The sequence below is a fragment of the Stenotrophomonas maltophilia group sp. Smal12 genome, assembly GCF_037079935.1.
GTDB classification, from domain to species: domain Bacteria; phylum Pseudomonadota; class Gammaproteobacteria; order Xanthomonadales; family Xanthomonadaceae; genus Stenotrophomonas; species Stenotrophomonas sepilia.
In genome coordinates, this window is sequence record NZ_JBAWUK010000083.1 from 1 (window position 1) to 10,246 (window position 10,246).

Genomic DNA, 10,246 nt, shown 5'->3' on the forward strand with positions numbered 1-10,246 from the left:
CTTTTGACGTTGCTCTGGCTCTGGCCGTTGCTCAGGCCTCTGCGGGTGCAGGGTGCAACCCTGCAAAAGAAACACCACCCTACGCCAGCGTCGGTTGTGCAATCTTCCCCCGCGCACTACGATCCTGCGGTTCGCGCGCGTGCGCGCCCGTACTCCTGCTGAGCGCCCCGTGCGCCGCATCTGCCAACCCGAGGTATCCATGGTCATCAAACCGCGCGTCCGCGGCTTCATCTGCGTCACCACCCACCCGACCGGCTGCGAGGCCGCGGTCAAGCAGCAGATCGACTACATCCGTGCGCGCCCGCCGATCCAGAACGGTCCCAAGCGTGTGCTGGTGATCGGCGCCTCCACCGGCTACGGCCTGGCCGCACGCATCACCGCTGCCTTCGGCAGTGGCGCTGCCACCCTCGGTATCTTCTTCGAACGACCGGGCAGTGAAACCAAGCCGGGTACCGCGGGCTGGTACAACTCGGCCGCGTCCCACAAGTACGCCGACGAAGCCGGCCTGTATGCCAAGAGCATCAATGGCGATGCCTTCTCCGATGAAGTGAAGGCGAAGACCATCGAAATGATCAAGGCCGATCTGGGCCAGGTCGACCAGGTTGTCTACAGCCTGGCCGCGCCGCGCCGCAAGCACCCGAAGACCGGCGAGATCATCAGCTCCACGCTGAAGCCGATCGGCGAGCCGATCACCCTGCGCGGGCTGGATACCGACAAGGAAGTGATCACCGAAACCACCCTGCAGCCGGCCACCCCGGAAGAGATCGCCGGCACTGTCGCGGTGATGGGCGGCGAGGACTGGCAGATGTGGATCGATGCACTGGCCGATGCCGGCGTGCTGGCCAATGGTTGTACCACCACGGCCTTCACCTACGTGGGCGAAGAGATCACCCAGGCGATCTACTGGAATGGCTCGATCGGCGCGGCCAAGAAGGACCTGGACACCAAGGTGCTGGGCCTGCGCGAAAAGCTGGCGAAAATCGGCGGCGACGCGCGCGTGTCGGTGCTGAAGGCCGTGGTGACCCAGGCCAGCTCGGCCATTCCGACCATGCCGCTGTACCTGTCGCTGCTGTTCAAGGTGATGAAGGAAAAGGGCACTCACGAAGGCTGCATCGAGCAGCTCGACGTGCTGTACGACATCCTTTACGGCGGCGAGGCTGATGGCACGGCGGTTGATCGCCTGCGCCATGACCTGGTCGATGGCGGCGGCCACACCGTCGCGCTGGTCGATGAGGAAGGCCGCCTGCGTGCGGACTACAAGGAAATGGCCGCAGACGTGCAGGGCAAGGTGGTCGCGCTGTGGCCGCAGGTGACCAACGAGAACCTGTACGAAATCAGCGACCTGGCCGGTTACAAGGCCGACTTCCTGCGCCTGTTCGGTTTTGGCGTGGAGGGCGTCGACTACGAGGCCGACGTCAATCCGGACGTGAAGATCGAAAATCTCGTCGACATGACCTGATCAAGCAGAAGGCCGGCGAAAGCCGGCCTTCTGGTTTGTGTAGAGCCGAGCCATGCTCGGCTGCTCTTCGCTTGAGTCCCGCAGCCGAGCATGGCTCGGCTACAGAGAGGCATCACCCGAATTCGAAGCCCATCTCCGGCAGCGCCGGGCCGACGAAATCGCCCTGCACGTAATCCACGCCGGCACTGAACAGCAGCGTCATCGAGTTGGCATCGCTGACGAATTCGGCAATGGTGCAGATGCCCGCTTCCTGAGCACGCGCGGTGATCTGGCTGATGCGGTCGATGTTCTCGCGGGTGGCGGCCAGGTCGCTGGTGAAGCCCCGGTCCAGCTTGAGGAACTGCGGCTGGAAGTGGGCCAGCAGCTGGAACGAGTCCAGCCCGGAACCGAACTGCTCCAGGCCGATGCGGCAGCCCAGTGGCGCCACTTCGGCAAGGAACTGCTGTGCACTGCGCAGGTGGGTGAACACCTTCGCTTCCGGTGCATGCAGCCACAGCCGTTCGCCGGGCACGCCCTGTGCCTGCAGCTCGCGGCGCAGGGTGGCGATCATCTGTGGGTCATCGAACGATTCCGGCGTGACCTTCACCAGCACCTGGGTGGCATGACCCGCACGTGCGCGTTCGCCCAGCACCGCGATCGCCTGCGAGACCACCCAGCGGTTGATGTCGGCCAGCAGGCCGTGTTCCTCGGCGATGCCCAGGAACGCGGTCGGGCTCAGCAGCTCGCCGTTGTTTTCCAGGCGCAGATAGGCTTCGTACAGTTCCAGTGGTTCGCCCTGCAGGTTCAGCACCGGCTGGTAGTGAAGCTGGAAACCGTCGCCGGCCAGCGCCTCGCGGATGCGCGCCACCCAGCGCTGCACACGCTCTTCCTCGACGCGGTCAGCAGCAGCCGGGTCGAAGATGCGGCAGGTGTTACCCAGCTCGGCTGCAGCCTGGGTGCATTCACTGGCGCGCGCCAGCACCTGGCCGATGCTGGCGATCTTCTCACCGACCTGCACGCCACCGATGCTGACCGTCACCGTGGCCGAGCGTGCGCCGATGCTGAAGACGTGTGCGGCGTAGGCTTCTCGGATGCGCTCGGCCAGCGCCACGGTCTGTGCGTAGGGCCCGGCCTGCAGCACGGCGAAATTGTGCTCGCCGAAACGGGCCAGTTGCGCGTCCTCGCCAACCACTTCGGCCAGCAGGGCGGCGAGGGCGCCGATCAGGGTGTCGGCCGAGGCCAGGCCGATATCCGGCAGCAGGCGCGCGTAGTGGTCCGGCTCGATCAGCAGCAGGCCGAACTGGCCCTCGCTGCGCCCGGCCTGGGCCACCGCGCTTTCCAGCTGCAGCATGAAGGTCGGGCGATTGAGCAGGCCGGTGACCTGGTCGCGCTGGCGCAGGTCCTCGACCTCGCGTGCCAGTTCGGGGTCGAACTCCATGCGGCGGCGGAGCACCACCTGCAGGCAGGACTCGCCCTCGTAGGTGGCCGCCGCAAATTCCATCGTCGCCGGGAACGCACTGCCGTCCTGGTGGCGCGCGTCGAGCTGGTACTGAGGCGGCGGCGCCTCGCCACGGCTGAGGCCCTTCAGCAGCTGCTTGAAGCCCTCCACGTGCTGGGCGGCGACCATGTCCAGCAGCGAAATGCCTTCGATGTCGTCGAAATGCTCGTAGCCGAACATCTCCAGGTAGGCGTCGTTGGCGCGGATGTGCATGCCTTCATGCACGTAGGCGATGGGGTCGCGCGAGGAGGCGATCAGCGCGTCGCAGCGGCGCTCGGTCTCGCGCATCTGCGCCTCGATGCGGCGCAGGCCGCGGCGTGCCTGCAGGTCGACCCACTGGTCGCGGACCACGGCGAGCAGGTGCTCGGGGCGCTGGCGCAGGGCGAGGGCACGGATGCCATGGCTGCTGGCCTGCACGAGTTCGTCCTCGTCGATGCGCTCGGCCAGCAGCACCAGCGGGATGTCCTTGCCGCTGGCAGCGATGTGCTGGGCTGCCAGCTGCAGCGGAATGCCCTGCGACGGCGAGGCCAGCACCAGGTCGATGGCCTGGCTGGTCAGCACCTGGGCCAGCTCGGTTGCATCCTGTGGGCGCCACGGGCGTACCGCGATGCCGCTGTTGCGCAGGGTGCTGACGATGGCTTCGGCATTCTCGCCGCTGTCATCGACGATCAGCAGGCGGATGGTGATGTCGTTCGCGTTCTGCATGCACTGCTCCCCAATCTGCGAATCTAGATACACGATGCGCGGCGAACCGTCCATGCGCGTCCCCCTTGCGCGCATGGAACGGCGAAGTGGTTCACACCACGCCGCCCGCTGCGTGCCCGCTTGCCCAGGCCCATTGGAAGTTGTAGCCGCCCAGCCAGCCGGTCACGTCCAGCACCTCGCCAACGAAGTGCAGGCCGGGGACGCGCTTGGATTCCATCGTTGAGGATGACACTTCGGCGGTGTCCACGCCGCCCAGGGTGACCTCGGCGGTGCGGTAGCCTTCGGTGCCGCTGGCCACCAGCGGGAATGCGCCCAGCAGCTGCGCAGCCTGGCGCAGCACCGGCTCGTCCAGCTGGCGCACGGGGCGGTCGGGCAGCCAGTGCTCGCACAGCCGCTGTGCCAGCCGCTTCGGCAGTACCTCGCCCAGCACCGTGCGCAGCTCGGCGGCGGGGCGGTCGCGCTTCATCTGGCGCAGCCACTCGCCCGCATCCTGGCCCGGCAACAGGTCCAGCTCCAGCGCATCGCCGGGCTGCCAGAACGAAGAGATCTGCAGGATGGCCGGGCCGCTCACGCCACGGTGGGTCAGCAGCATGAAGTTCTGGAAGCTCTTGCCGTTGCAGCGCGCCTCGATCGGCAGTGCGACGCCGCTGAGGTCGGCCAGCCGCTCCTGGTGCTTGCCGCTGAGGGTCAGCGGTACCAGCCCGGCGCGGGTCGGCAGCACCTGGTGACCGAACTGGCGGGCCACTTCATAGCCAAAGCCGCTGGCCCCCATGCTGGGAATCGACAGGCCACCGGTGGCAACCACCAGCGAGGCGCAATGGAACAGGCCGTGCGTGGTGTGCACGCGGAAACCATCGCTGCCATGCTCGATGCGCTGCACGCTGCAGTCGGTACGGATCTGTACGCCGGCCGCCTGGCATTCGTCCACCAGCATTTTCACGATCTGCTTGGAGGAGACATCGCAGAACAACTGCCCCAGTTCCTTTTCGTGATAGGCGATGCCGTGCTTGTGCACCAGCTCGATGAAATGCCAGGGTGTGTAGCGGGCCAGCGCCGACTTGCAGAAATGCGGGTTGGCCGACAGGAAGTTGGCCGGTGTGGTGCCGGTGTTGGTGAAGTTGCAGCGGCCACCGCCGGACATCAGGATCTTCTTGCCGACCTTGTTGGCATGGTCGATCACCTGCACCTGGCGGCCGCGCTGGCCGGCAGTGATCGCGGTCATCAGCCCGGCTGCGCCAGCGCCGATGACCACCACGTCACAACGGATCGTGCTCATGCCTTGGCGCGCTTGCGCCAGGTCGGGATCACGTCGAGCTGCATCTGATCGTTGAGCAGCTGCACTTCACCGTCCTGGATCAGCACGCTCCAGCGCATCGCGCGCTGGATCTGCTGGCCCCACAGCTCTACGAAGGCACCGTCGAGGTCGACCACCGAGAGGTTGTCGAAGCGCGCCAGGCCCTTGCTCTGCTTGCCCCACCAGATCTCCGAGGCGTTGCCGCCATAGTTGACCACCTGCACCTGGCGGCTGCGGTTGCTGGCCTTGCGGATGCGCGATTCGTCCGGATGGCCCAGGTCGATCCACTGCAGGATGTCGCCGGTGTAGTCGTGTTCCCAGAGGTCGGGTTCGTCATCGGTGCTCAGGCCGCGGCCGAACTCCAGGCGGTCGCCGGCGTTCAGCGCGAAGGCGAGCAGGCGCACCATCAGGCGCTCGTCGGTCTCGGACGGATGCTGGGCCAGGGTCAGGTTGTGGGTCGCGTAGTAGCCGCGATCCATGTCGCTGATCTGCAGTTCGGCCTTGCGGATGGTGGCGGTAAGAGCCATGGGGGATCCGTGGACTAAAGAGGACAATGATAGAGGTTTGCTCCGGGGGTGTCCGTGGCCGGGCTGTCTGCGCAGCGTCAACGGTGGCACGCTTGCGTTCTTTCCCGTGGCCGGAGTGGACGCCATGACCTTGCCCAGCCGACTGCAGTTGCCGCCCGGGCCCTGGGCCACCCTGCTGGATGGCCTGTGTGCACGTTTCCCGCGCATCGCGCGCGCGCAATGGCAGGATCGCTTCGCGCGTGGCCGTGTGCTGGATGCGCAGGGCAGGGCGCTCACTGCGGACATGCCCTGGCAGGTCGGGCGGGAGATCCAGTACTTCCGCGAGGTGGCCGACGAACCGGTGATTCCCTTTGTCGAGACCATCGTCCATCTGGATGCGCACCTGCTGGTAGCCGACAAGCCGCATTTCCTGCCGGTGACACCTGCGGGTGGGCATGTGCGCGAGACGCTGCTGGCGCGGCTGGTCGCCCGCACCGGCAATGCTGATCTGGTACCGCTGCACCGGCTGGATCGGCTGACGGCCGGGCTGGTGCTGTTCTCGACCCAGCGAGGGTCGCGCGATGCTTACCAGCGCCTGTTCCGTGCGCGGCGCATCGAGAAGACCTATGAGGCCCTGGCACCGGCGCTGCCGGGGCTGGCGTTTCCGTTGCAGCGGGACAGCCGGTTGGTGCCGGGCGAGCCGTTCTTCCGCATGTCCGAAGTGACCGGTCAGCCCAATGCGCGCAGCCGGATCGAGCTGATCGAGGCCGAAGGGGCGATCTGGCGCTACCGGCTGCTGCCGGAGACCGGCCGCAAGCATCAGTTGCGCGTGCACATGGCCATGCTGGGGGCGCCGATCTTGGGTGACGACCTGTACCCGCAGCTTCGGCAACGGCCACTGAATGTGGCCGAGTCACCGCTGCAGCTGCTGGCGCGGGGCCTGGCCTTCGACGACCCGTTGAGTGGCGCACGACGGATGTTCAGCAGCGGCCGCAGCCTGAGCCTTCCGGCATAGGGCGGCCAGGCGCTCAGCGGGCCGGGCGTCGCGCCAGCCAGCGGTCCAGCTCGGCGGCGAACAGCTGCCGGTCGCGGGGTCCCAAGGGCGGCGGTCCGCCGGTCTGGACCCCGGCGCCGCGCAGTTCCTCCATGAAATTGCGCATCGACAGCCGCTCGGCCATGGTGTTCGGGGTGTACAGCTGGCCGCGCGGGTTCAGCGCCACGGCCTTTTTCTCCAGCACCAGCGCAGCCAGTGGGATGTCCTGGGTGACGACCAGGTCTCCGGCGGCGACCCGCTCGACGATGGCGCTGTCGGCCACGTCCAGGCCCTGCGGCACCTGGATCGAGCGCAGCCAGCGTGAGGGCGGGGTGCGGATCCACTGGTTGGCGACCAGGGTCAGTTCGATCCCCACCCGTTCAGCCGCACGAAACAGGATGTCGCGAATGACAGTGGGACAGGCGTCCGCGTCCACCCAGATGCGAGAGGGCGCGTATTCAGCGGGGGTTTCAGCTTCAGTCATTTCCCCAGTGTAGGGTAGGAAAAACCTGAATGGGGGCTCGGGGTTAGCCGCGAACGGCTGCCAACCCTTGTCACGCCTAGCGGGTGACCTGTTCCCATGAACGTCGGGACTATCGCTTTTTGCGGAAAACACGCGTATCGTGCGACCCACTGTGTTTGCTAGGGTCACCGTGAATCGTGGCCTGGTGCAGTTGATCTCACGATCCGCTCATCGATCCGCTTTACCAACGCCTGCAACTCAGTCTCGGCCCCGATACCCGGTGGCTGCGATTTTTTTCAACATGTGTTTCAGGAGTTAGTAAAATGTCTGAACGTCAGACCGGCACCGTCAAGTGGTTCAACGACGCCAAGGGCTTCGGCTTCATCACCCCGGAAAGCGGCCCGGACCTGTTCGTGCACTTCCGCGCGATCCAGGGCACCGGCTTCAAGACCCTGCAGGAAGGCCAGAAGGTTACCTTCATCGCCGTCCAGGGTCAGAAGGGTATGCAGGCTGACCAGGTGCAGGCGGTCTAATCCGTCTGCTACCGTTGGGTAGCCAGAGAACGCCGGAAGCGAGAGCTTCCGGCGTTTTTTATTGCCCGCTGTTTTTTGTAGAGTCGAGCCACGCTCGACAGTTCTCAAAGACAGTGGAGCATGGCTCGGCTCTACAAAGGGCATGCAGCCGGCGCGGTAGGATGGAGACCTTCCCGAGGACCGTCCCCATGCGCATCGTTCATCACCTGGAAAACTCCCGTTCCCTGCGCGTGCTGTGGATGCTGGAGGAGCTGGGGCTGGACTACGAACTGCGCCGCTATCCGCGTGATCCGAAGACGCTGCTGGCGCCGCCGGAACTGCGCAACGTGCATCCGCTCGGCAAGTCACCGGTGCTGCAGGATGGCGAGCTGGTACTGGCCGAGTCCGGTGCGATCCTCGACTACCTCGCTGACCGTTACGACACGCAACGCCAGCTGTCGCCGTCACCGATGCCGGCTGACGGGGCCGAACGCATCGCTTACCGCTACTGGCTGCACTACGCCGAAGGCTCGGCGATGCCGCCGCTGCTGCTGACTCTGGTGATGGGCCGCATACGCAACGCGCCGATGCCGTTCTTTGCGCGCCCGATCGCACGCAGCATTGCCGACAAGGCCGAGCGCGGCTTCATCGGCCCGCAGCGGCGGCTGCATCTGGACTGGATGGAGCGCCGTCTGGCTGAAAGCCCGTGGTTTGCCGGTGAGCGCTTCAGTGCGGCCGACATCCAGATGAGCTTCCCGATCCAGGCCGCTGCCGCACGTGGCGATGGGCTCGACGACAAGCCGGCGCTGCGCGGCTTTCTCAAGCGTATTGGTGAGCGCCCGGCCTACCAGCGTGCCGAGGCCCACGGCGGCCACCTGCAGGCGCTCAGCGGCAATTGAGGCGGGCGGCCGTCGCCCCCATCTTCAGCACCATGGATACCGACAGCCTCCGTTTCGACAACCGCCTGCTGCACACCCTGCCGGGCGACCCCGAATCCGGCCCGCGCAGGCGCGAAGTGCTGGGCGCGGCCTGGTCGCCGGTGATGCCGACCCCGGTGGTGGCGCCCACGTTGCTGGCGTGGTCGCCTGAGGTTGCCACGATGCTCGGCTTCGATGCTGCCGAGATCGAGAGCGAAGGCTTCGCCGATGTATTCGGCGGCAACGCGCTGTACGCCGGCATGCAGCCATGGGCCGCCAATTACGGTGGCCATCAGTTCGGCCATTGGGCCGGCCAGCTCGGCGACGGACGTGCGATCTCGCTGGGCGAGCTGGTGGCACCCGATGGCCGCCACTGGGAGCTGCAGCTGAAGGGGGCCGGCCCGACCCCGTACTCGCGCGGTGCCGATGGACGGGCAGTGCTGCGCTCGTCGATCCGCGAGTTCCTGTGCAGCGAAGCGATGCACCACCTGGGCGTGCCGACCACGCGCGCGTTGTCGCTGGTCGGTACCGGCGAGGAGGTGGTGCGCGACATGTTCTATGACGGCCACCCGCGTGCCGAGCCTGGCGCCATCGTGTGCCGGGTCTCGCCGTCGTTCCTGCGTTTCGGTTCGTTTGAGCTGCCGGCCTCGCGTGGCGAGACGGCCTTGCTGCAACAGCTGGTGGACACCTGCATCGCCCGTGATTTCCCCGGGCTGGAGGGGCAGGGCGAGGCACTGTATGGCGACTGGTTCGCGCAGATCGCGGTGCGCACCGCCGAGATGATCGCGCACTGGATGCGTGTCGGCTTCGTGCATGGTGTGATGAACACCGACAACCTGTCCGTGCTCGGTCTCACACTTGATTACGGCCCCTATGGCTGGGTCGAGGATTTCGATCCGGAGTGGACGCCGAACACCACCGACGCCCAGGGGCGCCGCTACCGCTTCGGCACCCAGCCGCAGGTGGCGTACTGGAACCTGAGCCGATTGGCGCAGGCGCTGTCGCCGCTGTTCGCCGATGTCGCACCGCTGCAGGCGGGCCTGGCGGCCTACCAGTCCACCTTCGTGGCCTGCACGCGTCGCGATGCTGCATCGAAGCTGGGGCTGGCTGCTGCCGACGATGACGACCTGCAGCTCTACCAGCGCTGGCAGCAGCTGATGCAGGAGGGCGCCATGGACATGACCCTGGCCTGGCGTGCACTGATGCGCATCGACCCGTCGGCAGCGGACGCTACGGTTCTGGACGCGGTGTACTACGACGAGGCGCGCAAGCATTCGGTGCAGGCGCCGTTGCAGCAATGGTTGCAGGACTACGCAGCGCGCCTGCGTAGCGATCCGCTGTCGGCCCGCGAACGCTTGGCGAAGATGGCAGCGGCCAACCCGCTGTACGTGCTGCGCAACTGGCTGGCCCAGGAGGCGATCGACCGCGCAGAGCAGGGTGACCTCGGCGGTGTGCATGCGCTGCAGGACGTGCTGCGCGACCCATACACCGAACGCCCGGGGCTTGAACACTTCGCCGGCAAGCGCCCGGCGTGGGCCGACAACCGCGCCGGCTGCTCGATGCTGTCCTGCAGTTCCTGAGGGTGGGTTTCGGCAGGGCTGCGCCCTGCACCTGCAGAGGCAAGGGCCGAATCCAAAGCCAAAGCCAAAGCGGCTCTGGATTGTTGATGGTCTGGCGGGGGGGGGGGGGGGGGGGGGGGGGGCCCCCCCCCCCCCCCCCCCCCGCGGCCGCGCGGGCCGGCTCCCGCCCCCCCCCCCACCCCCCCCCCCCCCCCCCCCCCCCCCCCACCCCCCCCCCCCGCCCGTGGTTGGTTGTTTTTTATTAAAAAAAAAACCACCCCCACACAAACCAACTAATCATTTTGTTTGGTTTGTTTATTA

Annotated in this window: 9 protein-coding genes; 5 read left to right on the forward strand and 4 right to left on the reverse strand. The window is 66.6% G+C overall.

Features of this window, described 5'->3' with window-relative positions:
• Nucleotides 1–199: 199 nt before the first annotated feature.
• Nucleotides 200–1,459 (forward strand): enoyl-ACP reductase FabV, encoded by a 1,260-nt coding sequence (gene fabV, locus WDC87_RS21100; RefSeq protein WP_301655313.1) that lies wholly within the window; start codon nucleotides 200–202, stop codon nucleotides 1,457–1,459.
• Between the two features lie 112 nt (nucleotides 1,460–1,571).
• Here the strand turns inward: fabV and WDC87_RS21105 are convergent, their stop codons facing one another.
• From WDC87_RS21105 to WDC87_RS21115, 3 genes are all read right to left on the reverse strand, one after another.
• A complete protein-coding gene (locus tag WDC87_RS21105) occupies nucleotides 1,572–3,641 on the reverse strand; it encodes an EAL domain-containing protein (protein WP_072168347.1) in 2,070 nt (689 codons plus the stop codon).
• Nucleotides 3,642–3,732: 91 nt separating this feature from the next.
• Entirely contained in the window at nucleotides 3,733–4,917 is a 1,185-nt protein-coding gene (locus tag WDC87_RS21110; protein ID WP_061477923.1) for an NAD(P)/FAD-dependent oxidoreductase, read from the reverse strand.
• Complete coding sequence (locus WDC87_RS21115; RefSeq protein WP_072168291.1) at nucleotides 4,914–5,462, reverse strand: YaeQ family protein; 549 nt, start codon at nucleotides 5,460–5,462, stop codon at nucleotides 4,914–4,916. Before WDC87_RS21115 ends, WDC87_RS21110 begins: the two co-directional genes overlap by 4 nt.
• A 124-nt stretch (nucleotides 5,463–5,586) precedes the next feature.
• Between WDC87_RS21115 and WDC87_RS21120 the strand changes: the two genes are divergently transcribed.
• Nucleotides 5,587–6,456, forward strand: coding sequence for a pseudouridine synthase (locus WDC87_RS21120; protein WP_252744839.1), 870 nt, complete (start codon nucleotides 5,587–5,589; stop codon nucleotides 6,454–6,456).
• Nucleotides 6,457–6,469: 13 nt separating this feature from the next.
• On the opposite strand, the gene WDC87_RS21125 is transcribed toward WDC87_RS21120, so the two are convergent.
• Nucleotides 6,470–6,958: a YaiI/YqxD family protein gene (locus WDC87_RS21125; protein ID WP_301655312.1), complete on the reverse strand. Its 489-nt coding sequence runs from the start codon at nucleotides 6,956–6,958 to the stop codon at nucleotides 6,470–6,472.
• Nucleotides 6,959–7,260: 302 nt separating this feature from the next.
• Here WDC87_RS21125 and WDC87_RS21130 point away from each other — a divergent pair, with 302 nt between their 5' ends.
• The 3 genes from WDC87_RS21130 (at nucleotide 7,261) to WDC87_RS21140 (ending at nucleotide 9,946) form a co-directional block, all read left to right on the forward strand.
• Nucleotides 7,261–7,470: a cold-shock protein gene (locus WDC87_RS21130; RefSeq protein ID WP_005416210.1), complete on the forward strand. Its 210-nt coding sequence runs from the start codon at nucleotides 7,261–7,263 to the stop codon at nucleotides 7,468–7,470.
• 188 nt (nucleotides 7,471–7,658) lie between these two features.
• Nucleotides 7,659–8,348, forward strand: coding sequence for a glutathione S-transferase (locus WDC87_RS21135; protein WP_111007450.1), 690 nt, complete (start codon nucleotides 7,659–7,661; stop codon nucleotides 8,346–8,348).
• A gap of 32 nt (nucleotides 8,349–8,380) precedes the next feature.
• Nucleotides 8,381–9,946: a protein adenylyltransferase SelO gene (locus WDC87_RS21140; protein ID WP_072168287.1), complete on the forward strand. Its 1,566-nt coding sequence runs from the start codon at nucleotides 8,381–8,383 to the stop codon at nucleotides 9,944–9,946.
• Nucleotides 9,947–10,246 lie beyond the last annotated feature (300 nt).